Below are 22,249 nucleotides of genomic sequence, written 5' to 3'. Positions count from 1 at the left end.
AGGTAAATCATTTTAAGTTAGTCTCAATATTATGCTATTTTTCCTTCCCGGTTATAAATGTCCACAGATCCCCGTATACACCTGCATGATTCAAAGTATTAATTATGACTAAAGCAACTGGTCCTACTATTAATCCTAAAAATCCAATTAATTTATATCCGATAAAGAGAGAAATCAATGTTGCTAATGGATCTAACCCTATGTTAGAAGACAAGATTTTGGGCTCCATTACTTGACGTTGAATTAATACTATAAGATAAAGGATGCCTAGTCCTATTGCAAGTGGAAGACTACCGCTAAAAGCTAAGTATATAATCCAAGGAACAAACACCAAACCAGTTCCTAGATAAGGGAGAATATCAACCAATCCAATTAATAAAGCGATTGTGATGGCATAGTCGATACGAAGGATTAATAGTCCACACAATACAATTATTGTGGTAAGGGATATTAGTGTTGCTTGTGCACGGATAAAACCAACCAATGCCTTCTTCAACTCTTCAACAATTGTTTTCCCACTTTTTCTAGCCTTTTGCGGAAGAATTAGTCTTAATGTTTTTTTGAATTTATACCAATCCTTGCTTATGAAAAAAGTGGCTAGCAATGAAAAAATAATGACCGTTGCAGCATTTGGAAGCCAGCTAATCATAACAGGGATATTTTCTAAAAAGCTTTTAATGAAATTTCCAACACTGGATGCAATCTGTTCTCCGACATTTTGAACATTCGTGATAATTGATTCTTGTTGAGTTGATTCTAGATTATTAAAAAGGTATGTTAACTGATTATAGAGAGGCATTAGTTTCTCAACAAAAAATGTTTCAATATAAACAACTAAAATGTCCAAATGATTGGGAACAACTTTAGCTAAATAAGTAGTACCCGTTACAATTTCTGCAACTAATAGGATAAGAACACCGGCAATTATACAAATTAGAAGTAAGATTGAAATAATTACTGCTAAGCCCCTCGGCACTTTTGCCTTCTTCACTAATAAATTAACAATGGGATCAATGATAAACGCAATAAAAATAGCAATAATAAATGGATATGTTAGTGTAGATAAATAATAAACCAAAAGTATGCCAATGATTGATAAACCGACAATCAAAAGTAATCTTAATACGCTATAAACATATTGAATGTTCAACTTGTCTTCCTCCCGAATTTCATGTCTTATAAAGAATTTATTATCGGGAAGGCTTGTTTATGTAATAATCTATACATTCTATGCTAAATAGAATGTAAAAGTCTGCCTTTTATATGTAAAATTGTACTATATCTATAACAGGTCTTTATCTTTAGGGAAAAGTGCTTCCGATTATATAGATAAAGGTAAATTTGGAGGGTGACACCATGTTCAGTCAACCAATGTTTTTTTTAATAATATTACTAGGTATTGGTATATTAGCCAGAAATCAATCATTAATCATCGCTGTATCTAGTTTAATCCTTATTAAACTAGTTGGCTTAGATTCAAAGTTATTCCCGACAATAGGTTCGAAAGGAATTAACTGGGGGGTCACAATTATTACAATTGCTGTTTTGGTCCCTATTGCAACAGGTGATATAGGATTTAAACAACTCTTAGAAGCTGTTAAATCTGCATATGCATGGATCGCCTTAGGTGCAGGGATAGCGGTAGCGCTAATTGCTAAAAGTGGGCTAATCCTTTTATCTGAAGATCCACATATTACGACAGCACTTGTTTTTGGGACAATATTAGCTGTGGCTCTATTTAACGGGGTGGCAGTTGGACCTTTAATTGGTGCTGGTATCGCATATATTGCCATGCAAGTAGTCAAGTTTTTTAGTTCATAAAATGATTTATAAGGTACTAAGCTGCTATTTAATTATCTTTTCTGCTTGGGTAGTGGGTGTCATAAGTTAGTAGTCCATAAATTGTAATCAATCTTAGTTGTTGAAGTAGGAACACTACATAATAATAGTGTTGATGTCTAAAAGAGCAAAATAAATTGTTCTAAAAACGAACAACAAGTAGTGATTGATAGACGTGAGTTTGTCAGATTATTGACGTGGGAATTTGCCCTTTTCTATACACTAATATAACAATTTTATGTTAAAGTAATAATAGTTAGGCAGGATATAGTAACAAAACCATTAAAAAAACACTTTTCTAAAAAATTTTAGATTGATTGAACTCTTTTCGTTCACAAAAGTCTGATAATTGTTTATAATAGTGATAGGTTTATTATTTGTGCCTACATAAAGGGGAATTAGCTTTTAGAGGAATATTGTTTCAAAAACTAAATTTCTCTTGCATTTAAATTAGGAATTTATAGTAAAAAAGTCAATAATATAAGAAAACTTATTATGACTGTTTATGAAGCTAATAATGTAAGCATTTTCTTTTTTGTGCTTACATTTGCAAGCGCTCAATCGTCTAAAAGTTTAAAGGAAGATCTGAAGGTATTTCGCTATTGTTTGGAAATTAATTGTTTCAAGCATCTTTGATCAAACTATTAATTAGATCTATTTTTAAATAGTTATCTTACATCTTGTATCGATGAGGGAAAATGGTGGCCTACTTTTAAACTTTTAGCATGATTTATCTGTAATAAAAGGCAAAGGAGAGGATTTTTATGACAGTAACTCGCGGACTGGAAGGAATTATTGCTACTACTTCATCAGTTAGTTCAATTATTGATGATACATTAACTTATGCAGGATTTAACATTGATGAACTAGCAGAAAATGCTAGCTTTGAAGAAGTGGTATATTTATTATGGCATCGTAAACTTCCAAATGTAGAGCAGCTAAATGAAATAAAGAAACAACTAGCAGAAAACGCAAGTATTCCACAACAGGTTATTGACCACTTCAAATCATATCCTATAAATAGTGTGCATCCAATGGCTGCTCTTCGCACAGCTGTCTCATTACTAGGCTTATTTGATGAGGAAGCAGATGTGATGAATACAGAAGCTAACTATAGAAAAGCAATCCGTCTACAAGCACAGCTTCCGATTCTTGTTACTTCTTTTGCACGAATCCGCAAAGGATTAGAGCCAGTAGAACCTAGAACGGATCTATCAATGGCTGCTAACTTCCTTTATACATTATCAGGAACAGAACCAGACAATGTAGCGATTGAGGCATTTAATAAAGCACTCGTATTACACGCAGATCATGAATTAAATGCGTCGACATTTACAGCAAGAGTATGTGTTGCAACTTTATCAGACGTATATTCAGGTGTAACATCTGCAATAGGTGCATTAAAAGGTCCTCTACATGGCGGAGCAAACGAAGCCGTAATGAAAATGTTGTCTGAAATCAGTGAGGTAGAAAATGTCGAGAGCTATATAAATGAGAAGCTAGATAATAAAGAAAAAATAATGGGCTTTGGTCATCGTGTCTACCGTCAAGGTGATCCTAGAGCTAAACATTTAAAGAAAATGTCAGAGAAACTAAGTAAATTAACTGGTGAACCCAAATGGTATGACATGTCTATCAAAATAGAAGAGGTAGTAACATCTAGAAAGCCGTTGCCACCAAATGTTGATTTCTATTCTGCATCGATGTATCACAGCTTGGGAATAGATCATGATCTGTTCACACCAATTTTTGCAGTTAGCCGTGTATCGGGCTGGTTAGCTCATATTTTAGAACAATATGAAGATAACCGTTTGATTCGACCTCGTGCAGAATATGTGGGACCTGGCAAACAAGTTTATATTCCATTAGAACAACGTAATTAATTACGTAGAAGATGAAAATAGTTTGAATGGATGTCAAGTAAGTAATCCCCCTGACATAAAGGGGGATTACTGGGTAAAATGTTATATTTTTTTAAAATTATCTGCAAAATGGTTTAAAAACAACTATACTTAATGATGAATATTTATCCTATCGATAAATAAAATATATTACATAATCTGGGAGGTAATTTTTTTGACACAAGCTGAAAAAATTCAAGTTACTAATGGAGTATTAAACGTACCAAACAATCCGGTTATTCCTTTTATAGAAGGAGACGGAATTGGAGCAGATATTTGGGCTGCGGCATCTCGCGTTTTAGAAGCTGCTGTAAAAAAAGCATACAATGGTGAAAAAGAGATCGTGTGGAAAGAAGTGTTAGCTGGAGAAAAGGCATTCAATCAAACGGGTGAATGGCTACCAACTGAGACATTGGATGTTATTCGCGAGTACCTAATTGCTATTAAAGGACCTTTAACTACTCCTATCGGTGGAGGATTTCGTTCATTAAATGTTGCTTTGCGCCAGGAATTAGATCTATTTACTTGTTTACGTCCAGTACGTTATTTCGAAGGGGTACCTTCACCAGTAAAACGTCCAGAAGATACTGACATGGTTATTTTCCGTGAAAATACTGAAGATATTTATGCAGGTATTGAATATGCTCAAGGTTCTGAAGAAGTAGGAAAACTTATTAGTTTCTTGCAAAATGAGCTAGGCGTTAATAAAATTCGTTTTCCAGAAACTTCTGGTATCGGTATCAAACCTGTGTCTGAAGAAGGAACAAGCCGTCTAGTAAGAGCTGCGATTAATTATGCAGTTGAACATGGTCGCAAATCAGTAACACTTGTTCATAAAGGTAATATTATGAAATTTACTGAAGGAGCTTTCAAAAACTGGGGTTATGAGCTTGCAGAAAGAGAATTTGGAGATAAAGTGTTCACTTGGGCAGAATATGACCGCTTAGTTGAAAGTGAAGGGAAGGATGTTGCTAATAAAGCACAAGCTGATGCAGAAGCTGCTGGTAAGATTATAGTAAAAGATTCAATTGCTGATATCTTCTTACAACAAATCCTAACTCGTCCTCGTGAGTTTGACGTTGTTGCAACGATGAACTTGAACGGTGATTATATTTCTGACGCATTAGCAGCACAAGTAGGTGGTATCGGTATTGCCCCTGGAGCAAACATCAACTACGAAACAGGTCATGCAATTTTTGAAGCTACTCATGGTACAGCTCCAAAATACGCTGGTCTTGATAAAGTAAATCCATCTTCAGTTCTACTTTCAGGTGTTTTAATGCTTGAACATTTAGGATGGAATGAAGCAGCTGATTTAGTAACAAATTCAATTGAAAAAACAATTGCTTCAAAAGTAGTAACTTATGATTTTGCTCGTTTAATGGATGGAGCAACAGAAGTAAAATGCTCTGAATTCGCAGATGAGTTAATTAAAAACTTAAGTTAATTTATAGGTGTAACGGTATTCGAATATATTAAAAGTCTTATTTTAACAAGTTGGTAGGAGAGGGTCTTTTCTTGTAAGTATAGGTTGTTTACTTATTGAATTGACCCGATTAACCAACCTATACTTATTAAGGGGATGTTTTAATATGGCGATTAAGCGCAAAAAGGTATCCGTTATTGGAAGTGGCTTTACTGGTGCAACTACAGCATTTTTATTAGCTCAGAAAGAACTTTCAGATGTCGTTTTAGTTGATATTCCTCAAATGGAAAATCCAACAAAAGGAAAAGCTTTAGATATGTTAGAAGCAAGTCCAATCCAAGGATTTGATGCTAACATTGTTGGTACATCAAATTATGAAGATACAGCTGATTCTGATATTGTTGTAATAACTGCTGGGATTGCAAGAAAACCTGGTATGAGCCGTGATGACCTTGTATCAACTAATGCTGGTATTATGAAAAGTGTTACACAAGAAATTGTTAAGTACTCTCCGGAATGTACAATCATCGTATTAACAAATCCTGTGGATGCAATGACATATACAGTATTCAAAGAGTCAGGCTTCCCTAAACATCGTGTTATTGGTCAATCTGGTGTTTTAGATTCTGCTCGCTTCCGTACATTTGTTGCACAAGAACTTAATTTCTCTGTGAAGGATGTTACAGGATTTGTTTTAGGAGGCCACGGTGACGATATGGTCCCTCTTGTGCGTTATTCTTATGCTGGTGGTATTCCACTAGAAACTCTAATACCGAAGGATCGCTTAGATGCAATCGTAGAGAGAACGCGTAAAGGCGGAGGAGAGATCGTTAACTTATTAGGAAATGGTAGTGCTTATTATGCACCAGCTGCTTCTCTAGTAGAGATGGTTGAAGCAATTCTAAAGGACCAACGACGTGTTATTCCAACAATCGTTTATCTTGAAGGCGAATACGGTTTTGATGGAATTTATTTAGGAGTTCCAACTGTTCTAGGTGGAAATGGTTTAGAACAGATTATTGAACTCGAATTGAAAGATGATGAAAAAGCTGCACTTCAAAAGTCTGCCAATTCAGTTAAAAATGTAATGAAGTTATTAGCTTAATATTCATACCTGTTAAGGCGGATCGGATTAAATCAATTGTAGCTTGAGGTTACCCAAAATGCTATTTCATTAAAACAACTGACTTTATCTTGAGTCGGTTGTTTTTAATTTAGGCTCTTTTCTAAAAGGTTGTTGCTCTAGTACTAATAAAGATCGATTTTTGGATTTTTATGATGTAAATTGAAGCTATCTCTAGAGGGATATCAGAGTTTAGGGAAAAGAGCACGAAGATATTTTTAAAACGTGTACATTAGTACTTTGTACGGAAAACAACAATCTTTGCGAATACAACCTTAATTTATTTTCGTGAAATTCAAATAGAAGAGACAACTCTCAAAATTAGTAAATAAATACCCTTTCTAGTAAAATTCAATATATAATAGAATGAGGTTCACTATTTATCTGTTTCAGAATAACTAGTGAGAGTTAAGTGGATTGCGTTGGTAGATAAAGACGTATGAAATGGAGCACTCTGTAGATAGGGAAACAAGAAGAGCTTAACGATTTGATCTTGACTTATCTTATGAAGGAGAAAGAAGTTCATAACGCGTTGGGCTTTGGCGCTAGATGTCGAAGCACTTATTCACAGTACAAGATGTTAGTGGTTTCTTATGTAAAAAAGATAGGGCTTGGAAGCCTAAAATAAAAAGAGATTGGCTCATTGGTGGAGGAAAAAAAGAAATTTGGAGGCTTATATGAGTAAGAAGATATTAGTAGTAGATGATGAGCAGTCAATATCAACATTGCTTCAATATAATTTAGAACAAGCTGGTTTTAGTGTTTCATCCGCATTTGATGGGGAAGAAGGGTTGCAAAGCTGTATCAAAGAAGAGCCAGATCTACTAGTTCTTGATCTTATGTTGCCTAAAATGGATGGAATTGAAGTGTGTAAAGAGTTACGTCAAAGGAAAATTATGGTGCCTATTTTAATGCTTACTGCGAAGGATGACGAATTCGATAAAGTATTAGGTCTTGAACTAGGTGCGGATGATTATATGACTAAGCCATTCAGTCCTCGTGAGGTAGTAGCAAGAGTAAAAGCAATCCTAAGAAGATCACAATCACAAGTAGAAGCTGATGAAAAGGATCCAACCGAATCGGATCAAGTTATGATTGGTAATCTGAAAGTTTTGCCAGAGCATTATGAAGCGTACTATGGAAATGAACGATTAGATTTAACTCCTAAAGAATTCGAGTTACTCCTGTATCTAGCTAAACATAAAGGGCGTGTACTTACTCGTGATCAGCTCCTTAGTGCTGTTTGGAATTATGACTTTGCTGGTGATACAAGAATCGTGGATGTTCATATTAGTCACTTACGTGAAAAAATTGAACCTAACACGAAGAAGCCTCTTTATATTAAAACAATAAGAGGTTTAGGCTACAAGCTTGAGGAGCCGAAGGTGGATGAGTAGGTTTCGTTCACGACTCCTTTTTGCTTTAATTACTTTAGTTATTGCAGTACTAGTGGGTTTAGGTTTGCTTCTAGGACAAATTTTTAATAGCTATTATACAAATTCCTTTAAGGATTCCATGAAAAGAGAAACACAATTAACGAAAACATTAATATTTGAAAAAGGATTGACTACAGAGGAAGCTGCCAATGCAGTTTTAGAAATTAGTAAATCCTTTAAATCGCATATTATGATATTAGATGAAGACGATCAGATCGTACACGATGTAGGGAAATTAGAAGCTAGCCATAATCATCAACATTTGTATGAAAATGTCCTTCCACTAATGAAAAATAAAAAGGATGGACATTATTTCACCGATCAAAAAGGGAAAATAGCATACTTTGGTTTACCGGTTATGGATGGTCATTCGTATGAAGGACTTGTCCTTGTAAATTCCTCTATTGGTGAATTAAATCGTGTGATTCAACAAATGTGGGGAATTCTAGCTGCATGTTTAGGTGCTGCATGTATCGTTATAGTTGTATTAGGAGTTCGCATTACCTCACAATATACAAGACCAATTGAATCAGCTACTAAAGTTGCAATGGAGCTTGCAAAAGGAAATTATAAAGCTCGTACATATGAGGATCATTTAGATGAGACAGGAAAGCTGAGTCAGTCAATTAATATACTTGCAAGGAATCTTCAAGATATGACTAGAGCGCAAGAAATGCAACAGGACCGACTTCAAACATTAATTGAAAATATGGGAAGCGGTTTAATTTTGATTGATGGCAGAGGTTACATTAACCTTGTAAATAGAGCATATAAAGAGCTTTTTGAGGTTGATTCTGCAGAATTTTTATATCATTTGTACTATGAAGCTTTTTCTCATAAAGAGGTCATCGAGGTAGTAGAAGAAATTTTTATGACGGAGGTGAAGGTTCGCAAACATCTCCATCTGCCATTAAATATTGAGTTAAAACATTTTGAAGTATATGGTGCACCGATAATAGGTGCCAATGATGAATGGAAGGGAATTGTGCTGGTTTTCCATGATATTACTGAATTAAAAAAGCTAGAACAAATGAGAAAAGACTTTGTAGCAAATGTATCACATGAATTAAAAACCCCAATAACCTCAATAAAAGGGTTTAGTGAAACACTTTTAGATGGTGCGCTTAATGATCATCAAACAGCTGAATATTTTTTATCGATTATCCTTAAGGAAAGCGACCGATTACAATCTTTAATCCAGGATTTGCTCGATTTATCTAAAGTGGAACAACAGGGTTTTCAGTTATCTACTGAGATAATTGATCTTAGAGAAATTTTAGAAGAGATTGTGATTATTCTTCAGGGGAAATCAAAGGAGAAGGATATCGATTTATCGGTATCGATTCCAGAAGGTTTATTACATATTGAAGGAGATTTATATCGACTTAAGCAAATCTTTATAAATTTAATCAATAATGCAATAACATATACTCCTCAGGGAGGATCTGTTCATATTAGTGTTGAAAAACATGAGCATTATGTAATGATAAAAGTATCAGACAATGGAATTGGCATAGTAAAAGAAGAAATCCCGAGAATTTTTGAACGGTTTTACCGAGTTGATCGAGCAAGAAGCCGAAATTCTGGTGGAACTGGGTTAGGGTTGGCAATTGTTAAGCATTTAATTGAAGCCCATAAGGGACAAATAAGTGTATCGAGTAAAATAGGTGAAGGAACAACCTTTACGGTAAAGTTATGTATAAAACAACCGATTGATTATTAAAGAAGGTGTTTTCGCAAAAGGTTGTTGTTTTTCGTATTTAGTTTGTCTTCGTGCTCTTTTCGATAAATGAATCAGACTGTTCTTTAGTGTCTAATTAAACGGAAAAAGCCAATGACCGATTTTTTAGTTTTGTTAGTAATAAACGTTTAGAAAAAGAGCTTTAATGATTGCCTTTACAAACAATTTACATCTAATTTATTCTATCTTAATATAAAGTTGATATGATACAAAGTGAAAACCCCTTCATCCAAGGAGCCAATTTTTGGACAAGAGCATCAAGCTCTTGTCCCTTTTTTGTCTTTATTAAATTTATATAAGAAAAATATCGGGTTAAAAAAGGCAGAATATGCAAACGATGATTGTTAGTAAGTTTTGAAATATTAGGGTGCTTTTTGAGATGATTCCGCATTTATTCTGCCCTAACTATTAATATTACAGGAGAGGTATATTTTTTTCTAGACATTCATTTCTAATATGATCATTCCATACCGAAACTTGAACCTCACCTATATGTGCTTTCTTTAAAAGAAACATACATAATCTAGATTGGCCTATTCCTCCACCTATTGAAAAGGGAAGATCTCCATTAAGTATAGATTGGTGATAATCTAGTCCTTTTCGATCCTCATTTCTTGCAAGCGATAGTTGATTTGAAAGTGATGTAGCATCTACTCTGATCCCCATAGAGGAAATTTCAAATGCCTTTTCCAATAGTGGATTCCAAAGTAAGATATCGCCATTTAGAGACCAGTCATCATAATCCGGAGAACGGTCATCGTGTTTTTCTCCAGATGATAATTTATTTCCAATTTGCATGACGAATACAGCACCATGCTCTCTTGTAATTTGATCTTCGCGCTCTTTTGGTGTTAAATTTGGTAACATCGTTTCTAATTCTTGAGATGAAATAAAATAGATTGCTTCTGGGAGTATAGGTTTTAACATCGGATGGAATTCATACATGTAACTTTCAGTTAATTTAATAGAATGATAAATTTTTTGTACTTCAGCGAGTAGTGTCTCTTTTGTACGACTTTCCTTTGTAATTACTTTCTCCCAATCCCATTGATCAACATAGATCGAGTGAATATGATCCAATTTCTCATCTCTTCTTACCGCATTCATATTTGTATAAAGACCTTCACCAAAGGTAAAACCATATCTCATTAAAGCGATTCTCTTCCATTTTGCTAGTGATTGAACGATTTCAATATTTGTATTCTGAATATCTAAAGCATCAAAGGAAACGAATCTCTCTATACCATTTAAATTATCATTTATCCCCTTTCCTTCTTTAAGTAAAAAAGGAGCTGAAACCTTAATTAAGTTAAGCGATTCTGAAAATTTATTCTCAAAAAAATCTTTTACCTCGTTAATTGCAATTTCTGTATGCATTAAATTTAGTATCGATTTGTATTGCTTTGTTCCAATAGATATTTTACTCACTTTATCCGAACCTCCGATGACAGAACATTTAATATTGACGATTTTTCACTTGGTAGCAGTTCAATAGAATATTGTGAAGGAGTCAATTTTCAGCATATAGATGATAAATCGCTAGTAAAGAGACCTATAAGAATACTCAAGTTACAATATGAAAAAAGATCAGACCTGTTACTCTAATGAGATTATAGATGACTTTCCAACTTAATAATATTTAGTAACAACACAAATTATTGTAAAGGCAAAAACAGAAATTTTGATCAAGTGATTAAAATGAAATAATTTGAAACCTTTTTGTAATACATTCGTATTAAAGGTAGACGTAAATGACCTATACATAAAATTAGCATTCCATTCATATGGAATATGTAGAGGATCATAAGAAGGTAGGGGAATTAAATGATAAGTATAAAGAGAATTTTTACGATTAGTGGTTTTGCACTTTTAATTGCTATTTTAGCTATTGTTGCATTTACTTCGTGGTACACAGTAGATGAATCTGAACAAGCTGTAATGATTACACTTGGTGAAGTAGAGGAAGGGGTCAGTGAACCTGGATTACATTTTAAATATCCATGGCCAATTCAATCTGTAGAGGTTCTTTCTAAAGAAACATTCAGTTTACAATTTGGATATGATGAATCTGAAGACGGTGATGTAAAGGAATATCCAAAAGAAACGAAAATGATTACTGGTGATGAAAATATTGTCTTTGCTGACATGGTTGTCCAATGGAAGATAACAGAGCCAGGAAAATACTTATTTAATGCAGAAAATCCCCAAGAATTGTTAGAAGATGCAACTTCAGCATCTTTGAGAAGTATCATCGGAAGTTCAACCATTGATGACGCATTAACCTCTGGAAAGGTTGAGATTGAAAAGCAGGTCCAAGAATTATTAGCAACTCTTATAGAGGAGTATGACATAGGAGTCACAGTTCTAGCAGTTAAATTGCAGGATGTTGATCTTCCTAACGAAGAGGTTAGAAAAGCATTTACAAATGTAACTGATGCGCGAGAAACAATGAACACAAGAAAAAATGAAGCAGACAAATATAAAAATAAACGTACCGAGGAAGCGATAGGGGAAAAAGATGCCATCATCTCTGCAGCTGAAGGGGATAAAGCAGCTAGATTACAGGAAGCTCGTGGGGATGTTGCTCAATTTAACGCGATCTATAATGAATATGTAAATGCAAAGGATATTACTAAAAAACGTTTAGTATTAGAGACAATTGATCAAGTTCTGCCAGATGCAGAGATTTATATTATGGAGGATAACGGTAATACAATGAAGTATTTACCGATTAAAGGTGCAACAACTACTAAGCCTGTTGTACCAGCAGAAGAAGGCAGTGAAGGAAGTGAAACGAATGGACAATGATAACGTGGTAAATATGGAGGAAAAAAAGTCGGCATTTTCATTTAAAGGTTATTTACGCGGAGGAATCATACTGTTGATTTCGCTGATAGTAATTGTTGTTGTATTAACCAATTTGTATATTGTAAAGGAAAATGAATATAAAGTTGTTCGTCAATTTGGTGAAGTCGTGCGCATAATTGAAGAACCAGGATTAAACTATAAAATTCCGTTTATTCAATCCGTTACAACATTACCGAAATATAAAATGACCTATAACGTTCAAGAAGCTGAAATTAACACAAAAGATAAAAAACGCTTAATTATTGATAATTATACTGTATGGCATATTGAAGAACCGAAAAAAATGATATCAAGTGCTAGGACACTTGTTAACGCGGAAACAAAAATGGCTGAATTTGTCTTTTCGACAGTTCGTTCTGAACTTGGTCAATTAAACTACGATGAAATTATCAATGATGAAAATTCATCAAGAGGTAGCTTAAATGACAAGGTCACAGAAATTGTTAATAAGTTATTAGAAAAGGATAATTATGGGATTGTTGTAACAGATGTTCGAATGAAACGTACAGACCTACCCGCTGAAAATGAACAGTCTGTTTTCACAAGGATGATTTCTGAACGTGAATCAACAGCACAAGGATACCTATCTAAAGGTGATGCTGATAAAAATAGAATCATAGCTAACACAGATCGAGAAGTAAAAGAACTGCTTGCTAAAGCCAGTGCTGACGCTGAAGTTATTCGAAGTGAAGGTGAAAAAGGAGCAGCAAAAGAGTATAATACGGCCTATTCTAAGGATCCTGAATTTTACGAATTATATAGAACATTACAATCATATAAAGAAACAATAAATGAAGAAACAGTTATTATTATCCCGTTTGATTCTCCATATGCTAGGTTACTAAAGGGAGACCAATAGAATATTTGCAATATAGAAATTCGTATACTTGCAAATAGTAAAAAGTGACCGTCATTTTCCTTTCTTTTAACAGACATGTTAGAATAGAAGGAGCAATGGCGGTTTTTTTTCGTTAAAAAAAGTGAAAGAAGTTTATCAAAATAAAATGAAAACCAAACAGTAAAATCTAATATTATTTAGCCTTTTATGATGAATTTTAACTTGTATAGGAGGAACAAACTTTGACAAAGAAAATTGTTTTAATTGATGGAAATAGTATAGCCTATCGAGCATTTTTTGCACTACCATTATTAAATAATGATAAAGGTGTACATACAAATGCAATTTATGGATTTACAATGATTTTAATGAAAATACTTGAGGATGAAAAACCATCACATTTACTTGTGGCATTTGATGCAGGGAAAACAACGTTTAGACATGAAACGTTTCAGGAATATAAAGGCGGACGCCAAAAAACGCCACCAGAACTATCCGAGCAGTTCCCGTTTATTAGAGAACTACTTGATGCCTATCAAGTATCCCGTTATGAGCTAGAAAATTATGAAGCGGATGATATTATCGGTACGCTTTCGAAACAAGCTGAACAGGATGGCTACGAGGTTAAAGTAATATCTGGGGATAAAGATTTAACCCAACTGGTAACAGGCAAAGTAACTGTCGATATAACGAGAAAGGGAATTACAGATGTTGATTCGTATACACCTACATTTGTAACGGAAAAATATGGACTAACCCCTGAACAAATAATAGATATGAAAGGATTAATGGGTGATGCGTCCGATAACATTCCAGGTGTACCAGGTGTTGGAGAAAAAACAGCAATAAAGCTTTTAAAAGAGTTTTCAACATTAGAAAATGTCCTAGACTCGATCGAGAAAATAAGTGGGAAAAAACTTAAAGAAAGATTAGAAGAACATCGTGAACAAGCAATTATGAGTAAAAAGCTTGCAACAATTGACTGTGAAGCACCGCTAAAACTAACGATAAATGATGCTGAATATAATGGGTTTGATGTAAAGAAAGTAACGGATATCTTTAAAGAACTAGGATTTAACACATTATTAGAAAAGCTTGGAGTAGATGTAATTGAAGAAGAAGTTATTGTTGAAGATATAAGTTATGAGCTTGTCTCAGAAGTGACGTCTGATCTTTTAACAAATCAGGCTGCCCTATATGTTGAGGTATTAGAGGACAGCTATCATAATGCTGATATTATAGGGGTTGCCATTCATAATGAAAATGGTGATTATTATATCCCAGTTGAGGTAGCAATAGCTTCGGAATCTTTCAAAAAATGGGCAGAAGATGAAACGAAGCAAAAGGTTGTTTATGATGGTAAGAAGACAATTGTTGCTCTTAAGTGGAAAGGGATTTCTTTAAAAGGTGTCAACTTTGATGTGTTAATTGCAGCCTACTTATTAAACCCATCCGCAACATTCGACGATGTAGCTGGAGTTGCGAAAACAAAAGGATTAACAATTGTTCAAACTGATGAGAGTGTTTATGGTAAGGGTGCCAAACGATCTATACCTACTGAAGACAAGCTTAGTGAGCATCTCGTTCGTAAAAGCAAAGCAATCGATTTGTTAAAAGAAAAGCTTGAGGATGAACTTGAAAGTAATGATCAATCATCATTATTTTATGACTTAGAACTCCCGCTATCAGTCATACTTGCTGAAATGGAAGCAACAGGTATTAAAGTGGATGTTGAACGTTTAAAGGATATGGGAAAGGATCTAGCGGAACAATTATCGATTCTTGAAGTGAAAATTCACGAACATGCAGGAGAGTCATTTAATATTAATTCTCCTAAACAGCTTGGGATCATCTTATTTGAGAAATTAAATCTTCCAGTTATTAAAAAAACGAAGACAGGATACTCAACCTCTGCAGATGTGTTAGAAAAACTTGAAGAAAAACACGGAATTGTTAGAGAAATCCTTCATTATCGTCAACTTGGAAAAATACAGTCAACCTATATTGAGGGATTATTAAAGGTTGTTCATAAAAATACAGACAAGGTTCATACTCGATTCAATCAAGTATTAACGACAACAGGACGACTTAGTTCAATTGATCCTAACCTGCAAAATATCCCGATACGACTTGAAGAAGGTAAAAAAATCCGCCAAGCTTTTGTTCCTTCTGAAAAGGATTGGGTGATATTTGCAGCTGATTATTCACAAATTGAATTACGTGTGTTAGCTCATATTGCGAACGACAAAAACCTTGTCGAAGCCTTTCAGAATGATTTAGATATCCATACGAAAACCGCAATGGAGGTTTTCCATGTTGATGCAGAAGAAGTCACTTCTAACATGAGAAGACAGGCTAAGGCAGTTAACTTTGGGATTGTATACGGAATTAGTGATTATGGTCTATCTCAAAGTTTGGGGATTAATCGAAAAGAAGCAGGAGAATTTATTAAACGCTACCTGACTACTTTTGTTGGAGTTCAAGAGTATATGGAAGATATTGTCGTTAATGCGAGGGAAAAGGGCTATGTGAAAACACTACTTCAGCGTAGACGATATATACCTGAAATTACTAGCAGTAACTTTAATTTACGTAGTTTTGCAGAAAGAACGGCTATGAATACACCAATTCAAGGTAGTGCAGCAGATATTATTAAGAAGGCTATGATCGATATGGCTGCAAGGTTGAAGCAAGAAAATATTCAAGCTAGATTATTGTTGCAAGTACATGATGAATTAATATTTGAAGCTCCAAGAGAGGAAATTGCAATATTAGAAAAAATTGTACCTGATGTTATGGAAAATACAGTGGAATTAAATGTACCGTTGAAGGTGGATTATTCTTATGGAGATTCTTGGTATGACGCTAAATAGATAGTCAACAAACTGCGTAATAATGAGAGAGTTTTTTCGTTACATTTTTATTATAAGGAAGTGAAGGTATGCCTGAGTTGCCAGAAGTTGAAACCGTTAGACGAACACTGCTACAGTTGGTGAAGGGGAAAAGAATAAATAAAGTTACAATACACTGGCCAAAAATAATTAAGAAACCTGTTGATATCGAGCAATTTCAGGATGCTTTAATTGGTCAAACAATTAATGATGTAAATCGTAGAGGTAAGTTTTTGAAGATTATCCTCGATGATTACGTACTTGTCTCTCACTTAAGAATGGAGGGGCGATATGGGTTGTTTCAACCCGAAGATGAATATGATAAGCATACACATGTTATTTTTGGGTTTTCTGATCAATCTGAATTACGTTATAAGGATGTACGGAAATTTGGTACAATGCACCTTTTTAAAAAAGGGGGAGAAGAAAATGAACTTCCTCTATCTCAGCTAGGACCTGAACCATTTTCTGAACAATTTACGAATGCTTATTTAGTACAAAGATTAAAGAAAACGACTCGCAAAATCAAAGCAGTATTATTAGATCAATCAGTTGTTGTGGGGCTTGGTAACATTTATGTAGACGAGGCCTTGTTTCGTTCAGGAATACATCCAGAAAGGATCGCAAGTCAATTAACCACAGACGAATATAAACGATTGCATTGCGAAATAATTTCAACACTTGGAGAAGCCGTAGAACAAGGTGGAAGCACAATCCGCTCCTATGTTAATACTCAAGGAGAAATTGGCATGTTTCAACTTCAATTATTTGTATACGGTAGAAAAGATGAACCTTGTAAAAAATGTGGGACACCCCTTACAAAGACCGTTGTAGGAGGGAGAGGGACCCATTTTTGTGAGAAATGTCAGAAATAAGAAAGTGGGTAAAAAACACAATTTGTGTTTTTTGCCTTTTTTTAGATTCTTTTCTAATCGTTTATTGCTGTAGACTTGCACGAAGATTAGCATGATTAGAAAAGTAAAAGTTCTTACGAAAAAAAGCCTCTTATTGCAATGGTTAAGTCTAAGATTGGGAATGAAAAAGTCTTGCCCCTTCATATAGTATTCAAGGAATAGAATATTTTATCTGAAACCTTCTTTAACACAATCTGGGCGATTTTCATACACTATGTTAGCAATCAGAAGGAAGGGGCTAGGCTAGTATGTTACAAATGGCATCACTATTGTTATTAGCGTTCGCAGTAAGCTTAGATAGCTTTTCAGTGGGTTTCACGTATGGTATACGAAAGATGAGAATTCCATTTAAGTCAATTTTCATCATTGCGTGTTGCTCTGCAGTTACTTTGTTAGTTGCAATGTTAGTTGGAGATCTAATGACAAAAATATTCCCTATGTATCTAACTGAGAGGCTCGGTGGGGTTATTCTTGTTCTAATAGGTGCGTGGGTGCTATACCAATTTTTTAGACCTGGAAAGGATCTAGCCGATGAAGAAAGGGAAATAGAGAAAACATTAATTAATTTCGAAATAAAAACACTTGGGATAGTCGTGAATATTTTAAGGAAACCTATGTCGGCAGATATTGATAAATCAGGTACCATCACAGGAATAGAAGCGTTCTTACTTGGAGTGGCTTTATCTTTAGATGCTTTTGGTGCAGGGATTGGTGCTGCTTTATTAGGATACTCACCAATGATTATGAGTGTTTTGGTGGCAGTGATGAGTTCTTTGTTTGTCTATATTGGACTTAAATCTGGCCATATCTTTTCGAGATTTTCCTGGGTCGACAAATTTTCTTGCTTACCGGGTATTATCCTTATTATGATAGGGATATGGAAACTTTAAGTAATGGAGGCTATTTAGTGACGTATGTAATTGGGTTAACAGGTGGAATTGCTAGTGGGAAAAGTACAGTTTCTAACATGTTTCGTAGCAGAGGTATCCGAGTTATCGATGCAGATCTTATTTCTAGAGAAGTAGTTGAAGTAGGAAAGCCAGCTTATCACCAGATCTGTGAAACGTTCGGTGAAGAAATTCTTCATAAAAACAGAACAATCAATCGGGAAAAATTAGGGGGAATTATTTTTTCTGATGAAAAGAAACGCCAGCAACTAAATAATATTGTTCATCCTGCAGTTCGGGAGGAAATGCTCAAACAGACACAGGAAGAAAAAGATAAAAAAGCAAAAGCAGTAGTACTGGATATCCCATTATTATTTGAAAGCAATTTATCTTATATGGTAGATCGTACAGTCCTTGTATATGTTGATGCAGGAACTCAATTAGAGCGGTTAATGGAAAGAAACGGCTATCAGAAGAGTGAAGCATTGAGTAGGATTAGCTCTCAAATGCCTCTTAAGGAGAAATTAACAAGGGCAGATATCGTGATTAATAACAATGGGTCTATTGAAGAGACGGAGTCACAGTTGCAAGCATTACTACAAGATTTAATTTAAAGCAGTGACAACTAGTCTATAGACAAATTGATAAGTATTCCTAATTAACATAAATAAAATATAGAACGTTGAAACGATGATGGATATGGCCAAATTAGAATGGAAGCATAAGGAATCAGCTATATTTTTCTAGGATTCACCCTTTAACTATTATCTGTTTTTTGAAAAAGTGTATTGCAAAAGATATGTAAACAAAGTATACTATTTTTCGTGAACTTCTTATTTAAAGCTAGGTGTTTAGGCTACTTAAAGGGTTAGGACCTCTCTGGACTAACTTTCCCCCGTGGTAGTTTTCATATACCATTAAGCAAAGAAATTCATGTATAAAATAGTTAAAGGGGGATCCATGAATATGGAAACAATGGGAAGACACGTAATCTCAGAATTATGGGGTTGCGATTTTGATAAGCTTAATGACATGGATTATATCGAAAAAACATTTGTAAATGCTGCATTAAAATCAGGTGCTGAAATTAGAGAGGTTGCTTTTCATAAATTTGCTCCTCAAGGAGTAAGTGGGGTTGTTATCATTTCAGAATCACATTTAACGATCCACAGTTTTCCGGAGCACGGTTATGCTAGTATAGATGTTTATACTTGTGGTGATTTAAATCCTAACATTGCGGCAGATCACATTGCGGAATCCTTAGGTGCCCAAACTCGTGAAAACATAGAAATACCTAGAGGGATGGGGCCAGTGCAAATACAACAAGCACAGGTTAAAGCTCTCTAATGTAGATGTCTCTCCCTAAGCTTTGCTTTGGGAGTAGAGTATCCCTCAACACTTTAAGAGTGAATCAATGGAGAAAAGCATTAATTATATGAAAAATATCGAAAATTAAACATAAAAAAGACCGAGGTGCTGATTATTTAATCATCACCTCTTTTTATTGTTGGAAATATTCAGTATGATAGAGTTAGCATAACTTTGATCAATATTCCAAATATATATAATAAAGGGGAAAAGAGTATGAGTTTCTTAAATAAGTTAAAAGATATCTTTAGTACACATCAAGAAACACGTGAAAAACATTATAATCCAGATTTGAAGAGTCATTATTATAAAACTACATATAAAAAAGCTTTACAATCAGTAAAATCTATTATTGAAGAAACAAATGGCATGACGGTAACCTCTATTTCTGAAGATCGTGGAGAAATGAGCGTAAACATTGATCGTCCTAGAAAAGCCTTTTTGATTGTAACTGTAGTGGCCGTTCGTCCATATGAGACAGCAATTGATTTTACTGTAACTACAAATACGTTTTTACCCACAGACTTCGGCTATAGCAAAAAGGTCATTCTAAATCTGTATAAACAACTTGATCAAAAGGAAACATTTGTTGGAACAGGCAGAAGTAACTAAAGTTCTTTAAAACATTTTTAAAATATTTTTAATATCAGATTTATATATTGTAATTAGTTTAGTGCTAGCTACAGCAGTCAACTTTGAAACAGTCGGATGCGGAGGGAAAAAGCAACCCACCTTTTCTATCCGGCTGAACAAGGTGCTTGCGCTTTTCTTATTTGCCATTTTGATAGGAGCTGGTTAAATGAAATGTCCTTCGTGTCAGCATAATGGTACAAGGGTTCTTGACTCAAGACCTGTAGATGAAGGCAGATCGATTAGACGCCGCCGCGAATGTGAAGAATGTCAATATCGCTTTACGACATTTGAAAAGGTTGAAGAATTTCCGTTAATTGTTGTGAAAAAGGATGGGACAAGGGAAGAGTTTAATCGCGATAAAATATTAAGAGGCTTAATAAAGGCCTGTGAAAAAAGGCCAGTACCATTACAAAAATTAGAAGATATTGTTCATGAAATAGAAAAAGAACTTAGAAATCAAGGTGTTTCCGAAGTGGACAGCGAGTTAGTCGGAGAAATGGTGATGGACAGGCTTGCAAAAATTGACGAAGTAGCATATGTTCGCTTCGCGTCTGTTTATCGACAATTTAAAGATATTAATGTTTTTATTGAAGAATTAACAGACCTTATAAAAAAAGTTAGGTGAACTGCAAAGAGAGCTAGAGAAGAAGCGTTTCTTCAAGCTCTTTTTTCAGTGGTAAGTTACTATTTATAGGCTCTTTTCTAAAAATTTTTTTGTTGCTATCAAAACGGTTAAGTATATAAAGAAGTACTTATTACGAAAAACAACAACTTTTTAGAGATCACCTATTTATAAGACCGATGCGTCTAACTTAAATTAAGTGATAAGCTTTTCTTCAATAATGAATTTTTAACAATATTTAAACTTCATTTCCGCTTGTTGGGGAACCGTGGAGCTTTTGCATTCTAATAGGAGGGTTTGAAGGAGATGGATCCATATTGGAAAGAGTTGCTAGCAATAGATCGTTATACAGTAAAAAGCAGCTCAGTACTTCAAGATTTAGACCGAAAAATTATAACACTACTCTATCAACCGCTCATCGGTTCTAAATGCTTCAGCCTTTATATGACATTGTGGGGGGAGTTAGAACAAAATCGGATTTGGGGCGAAGAAACCACTCATCATAGTTTAATGACGATCATGCAAAGTAACTTGCATGATATATACCAAGAACGTTTGAAACTGGAAGGACTGGGTCTTTTAAAGTCATATTTAGTTGAGACCGATGAGTTTAAGCGATTTGTTTATGAATTACAAGCACCATTAAGACCAGATGAGTTTTTTCAGGATGGTGTTTTAAATATCTATCTTTACAATCGAGTCGGAAAAAATAAATTTTCTCATTTAAAACGATTCTTCTCAGATCAACAATTAGAAGATGGTATGAAAGACGTTACAAAAACATTTAATGATATATTTGATTCTGGACAGTCTGCAGAAATGATTGCTAGAGTAAATCAAGAGACATTAAACGATTTATCACCAAATAATGGACGGGAATTTATGCAGACAAATAAACGCGCCGACATGACGTTCTCTGATGATGCCTTCGATTTTGACTTGTTCTTCTCAGGGCTATCTGACGCAATCATTCCTGCTAAAGCTATTACACCATCTGTAAAAGAGGTTGTAAAAAAGATAGCATTCTTGTATGGAATTAACGCAGTAGATATGAAAAATGTGATTATGAATAGTATTGATCAAAATGATAATATAGACATAGAGCTATTCAGAAAAGCTGCAAGAGATTGGTATCAATTCCGTCATGGAGATGAACTTCCTGGATTATTAGATAAAATTCAACCAGCTTATTCGAGAACAGTAAAGTCTGAGAAACAACGTTCACAGGAAGAGGAAGTGATTTATCAGTTAGAGATCATTTCACCTAGACAGTTTTTAACAGATCTTTCTGAGGGTGCGCTACCGACTACTGGCGATTTGCAAATTATAGAAGAAGTTATGCTTCAGCAAAAGTTGGAAGCAGGTGTAGTGAATGTATTGATTTACTACGTGATGCTAAAAACAGATATGAAGTTAACTCGGGGTTACGTTCAAAAGATAGCAAGCCATTGGGCAAGAAAAAAGGTAACGACAGTAAAAGAAGCTATGGCGCTTGCCAAGCAAGAGCACCGACAATATCAACAATGGGCAGAAGAAAAGACAACGAAGAAACCAGCTACTTACAAAAAGGCCCCTATACGCAAGGAGATGCTACCTTCGTGGTTAAATGAAGATGAAACCATTGATGAAAACAAAGATGTGAAATCAGATAATGATGATCTTTCACAAGTAGATCGTGAAAAATTCGAAATGGAAAAAAAGAAATTATTTGATCGAATTAAAAAATACAAGAATAATAAAACAGACGGTTAACAGGAGATTT

Annotated in this window: 18 protein-coding genes; 16 read left to right on the top strand and 2 right to left on the bottom strand. The window is 34.6% G+C overall.

Going from position 1 to position 22,249, the window contains the following annotated elements; translation table 11 throughout:
- Positions 1-34 precede the first annotated feature (34 nt).
- The gene (ytvI, locus tag AC6CHR_RS05045) at positions 35-1,150 is read right to left on the bottom strand and encodes a sporulation integral membrane protein YtvI (protein ID WP_498247423.1); all 1,116 of its coding nucleotides are present in this window, start codon (positions 1,148-1,150) and stop codon (positions 35-37) included.
- 206 nt (positions 1,151-1,356) lie between these two features.
- Between ytvI and AC6CHR_RS05040 the strand changes: the two genes are divergently transcribed.
- The 6 genes from AC6CHR_RS05040 to pnpS all read left to right on the top strand — a co-directional run bounded on the left by AC6CHR_RS05040 (position 1,357) and on the right by pnpS (position 9,448).
- The gene (locus AC6CHR_RS05040) at positions 1,357-1,821 is read left to right on the top strand and encodes a DUF441 domain-containing protein (RefSeq protein ID WP_498247422.1); all 465 of its coding nucleotides are present in this window, start codon (positions 1,357-1,359) and stop codon (positions 1,819-1,821) included.
- Positions 1,822-2,603: 782 nt separating this feature from the next.
- The gene (citZ, locus tag AC6CHR_RS05035) at positions 2,604-3,722 is read left to right on the top strand and encodes a citrate synthase (protein WP_498247421.1); all 1,119 of its coding nucleotides are present in this window, start codon (positions 2,604-2,606) and stop codon (positions 3,720-3,722) included.
- Positions 3,723-3,915: 193 nt separating this feature from the next.
- Positions 3,916-5,187 (top strand): NADP-dependent isocitrate dehydrogenase, encoded by a 1,272-nt coding sequence (gene icd, locus AC6CHR_RS05030; protein ID WP_498247419.1) that lies wholly within the window; start codon positions 3,916-3,918, stop codon positions 5,185-5,187.
- Between the two features lie 145 nt (positions 5,188-5,332).
- The gene (mdh, locus tag AC6CHR_RS05025; protein ID WP_498247418.1) at positions 5,333-6,271 is read left to right on the top strand and encodes a malate dehydrogenase; all 939 of its coding nucleotides are present in this window, start codon (positions 5,333-5,335) and stop codon (positions 6,269-6,271) included.
- Between the two features lie 695 nt (positions 6,272-6,966).
- Positions 6,967-7,686 carry a winged helix-turn-helix domain-containing protein gene (locus tag AC6CHR_RS05020; protein WP_498247416.1) on the top strand — a complete coding sequence of 240 codons (720 nt, stop codon included), beginning with the start codon at positions 6,967-6,969 and terminating at the stop codon, positions 7,684-7,686.
- Positions 7,679-9,448, top strand: a complete 1,770-nt coding sequence (pnpS, locus tag AC6CHR_RS05015) for a two-component system histidine kinase PnpS (RefSeq protein ID WP_498247415.1) — start codon at positions 7,679-7,681, stop codon at positions 9,446-9,448. The genes AC6CHR_RS05020 and pnpS overlap by 8 nt, the downstream gene beginning before the upstream one ends.
- A gap of 432 nt (positions 9,449-9,880) precedes the next feature.
- Here pnpS and asnA read toward each other — a convergent pair whose 3' ends face one another.
- Entirely contained in the window at positions 9,881-10,843 is a 963-nt protein-coding gene (gene asnA / locus AC6CHR_RS05010; protein WP_498247515.1) for an aspartate--ammonia ligase, read from the bottom strand.
- Positions 10,844-11,290: 447 nt separating this feature from the next.
- Between asnA and hflK the strand changes: the two genes are divergently transcribed.
- The 10 genes from hflK (at position 11,291) to AC6CHR_RS04960 (ending at position 22,239) form a co-directional block, all read left to right on the top strand.
- Positions 11,291-12,274 carry an FtsH protease activity modulator HflK gene (gene hflK / locus AC6CHR_RS05005; protein WP_498247414.1) on the top strand — a complete coding sequence of 328 codons (984 nt, stop codon included), beginning with the start codon at positions 11,291-11,293 and terminating at the stop codon, positions 12,272-12,274.
- Positions 12,264-13,193 (top strand): protease modulator HflC, encoded by a 930-nt coding sequence (gene hflC, locus AC6CHR_RS05000; protein ID WP_498247413.1) that lies wholly within the window; start codon positions 12,264-12,266, stop codon positions 13,191-13,193. Before hflK ends, hflC begins: the two co-directional genes overlap by 11 nt.
- 221 nt (positions 13,194-13,414) lie before the next feature.
- Positions 13,415-16,045 carry a DNA polymerase I gene (gene polA / locus AC6CHR_RS04995; protein ID WP_498247412.1) on the top strand — a complete coding sequence of 877 codons (2,631 nt, stop codon included), beginning with the start codon at positions 13,415-13,417 and terminating at the stop codon, positions 16,043-16,045.
- A 68-nt stretch (positions 16,046-16,113) separates the two neighbouring features.
- Positions 16,114-16,938, top strand: a complete 825-nt coding sequence (gene mutM / locus AC6CHR_RS04990; protein ID WP_498247411.1) for a DNA-formamidopyrimidine glycosylase — start codon at positions 16,114-16,116, stop codon at positions 16,936-16,938.
- 287 nt (positions 16,939-17,225) lie between these two features.
- Positions 17,226-17,867 (top strand): sporulation membrane protein YtaF, encoded by a 642-nt coding sequence (gene ytaF / locus AC6CHR_RS04985; protein ID WP_498247410.1) that lies wholly within the window; start codon positions 17,226-17,228, stop codon positions 17,865-17,867.
- 17 nt (positions 17,868-17,884) lie between these two features.
- Positions 17,885-18,478 (top strand): dephospho-CoA kinase, encoded by a 594-nt coding sequence (gene coaE, locus AC6CHR_RS04980; RefSeq protein ID WP_498247409.1) that lies wholly within the window; start codon positions 17,885-17,887, stop codon positions 18,476-18,478.
- Between the two features lie 352 nt (positions 18,479-18,830).
- A complete protein-coding gene (speD, locus tag AC6CHR_RS04975) occupies positions 18,831-19,211 on the top strand; it encodes an adenosylmethionine decarboxylase (protein WP_498247514.1) in 381 nt (126 codons plus the stop codon).
- A gap of 237 nt (positions 19,212-19,448) precedes the next feature.
- Positions 19,449-19,844: a cytosolic protein gene (locus AC6CHR_RS04970; protein WP_498247408.1), complete on the top strand. Its 396-nt coding sequence runs from the start codon at positions 19,449-19,451 to the stop codon at positions 19,842-19,844.
- Between the two features lie 187 nt (positions 19,845-20,031).
- Positions 20,032-20,490, top strand: a complete 459-nt coding sequence (gene nrdR, locus AC6CHR_RS04965; RefSeq protein ID WP_498247406.1) for a transcriptional regulator NrdR — start codon at positions 20,032-20,034, stop codon at positions 20,488-20,490.
- Positions 20,491-20,793: 303 nt separating this feature from the next.
- Complete coding sequence (locus AC6CHR_RS04960; RefSeq protein ID WP_498247405.1) at positions 20,794-22,239, top strand: replication initiation and membrane attachment family protein; 1,446 nt, start codon at positions 20,794-20,796, stop codon at positions 22,237-22,239.
- Positions 22,240-22,249 lie beyond the last annotated feature (10 nt).

It is taken from the genome of Metabacillus sp. GQ13 (genome assembly GCF_059758525.1).
Note: the sequence above shows the minus strand (reverse complement) of the source record. Positions and strands in the feature narration are given on the sequence as shown.

Excerpts from the sequence above, each read along its gene's own strand:
- citZ (WP_498247421.1), top strand. The coding sequence starts at position 2,604 with ATGACAGTAACTCGCGGACTGGAAGGAATTATTGCTACTACTTCATCA.
- AC6CHR_RS05040 (WP_498247422.1), top strand. The coding sequence starts at position 1,357 with ATGTTCAGTCAACCAATGTTTTTTTTAATAATATTACTAGGTATTGGT.
- mdh (WP_498247418.1), top strand. The coding sequence starts at position 5,333 with ATGGCGATTAAGCGCAAAAAGGTATCCGTTATTGGAAGTGGCTTTACT.
- pnpS (WP_498247415.1), top strand. The coding sequence starts at position 7,679 with ATGAGTAGGTTTCGTTCACGACTCCTTTTTGCTTTAATTACTTTAGTT.
- AC6CHR_RS04970 (WP_498247408.1), top strand. The coding sequence starts at position 19,449 with ATGAGTTTCTTAAATAAGTTAAAAGATATCTTTAGTACACATCAAGAA.
- ytaF (WP_498247410.1), top strand. The coding sequence starts at position 17,226 with ATGTTACAAATGGCATCACTATTGTTATTAGCGTTCGCAGTAAGCTTA.
- asnA (WP_498247515.1), bottom strand. The coding sequence starts at position 10,843 with ATGCATACAGAAATTGCAATTAACGAGGTAAAAGATTTTTTTGAGAAT.
- hflK (WP_498247414.1), top strand. The coding sequence starts at position 11,291 with ATGATAAGTATAAAGAGAATTTTTACGATTAGTGGTTTTGCACTTTTA.
- AC6CHR_RS05020 (WP_498247416.1), top strand. The coding sequence starts at position 6,967 with ATGAGTAAGAAGATATTAGTAGTAGATGATGAGCAGTCAATATCAACA.
- nrdR (WP_498247406.1), top strand. The coding sequence starts at position 20,032 with ATGAAATGTCCTTCGTGTCAGCATAATGGTACAAGGGTTCTTGACTCA.
- mutM (WP_498247411.1), top strand. The coding sequence starts at position 16,114 with ATGCCTGAGTTGCCAGAAGTTGAAACCGTTAGACGAACACTGCTACAG.
- AC6CHR_RS04960 (WP_498247405.1), top strand. The coding sequence starts at position 20,794 with ATGGATCCATATTGGAAAGAGTTGCTAGCAATAGATCGTTATACAGTA.
- speD (WP_498247514.1), top strand. The coding sequence starts at position 18,831 with ATGGAAACAATGGGAAGACACGTAATCTCAGAATTATGGGGTTGCGAT.
- hflC (WP_498247413.1), top strand. The coding sequence starts at position 12,264 with ATGGACAATGATAACGTGGTAAATATGGAGGAAAAAAAGTCGGCATTT.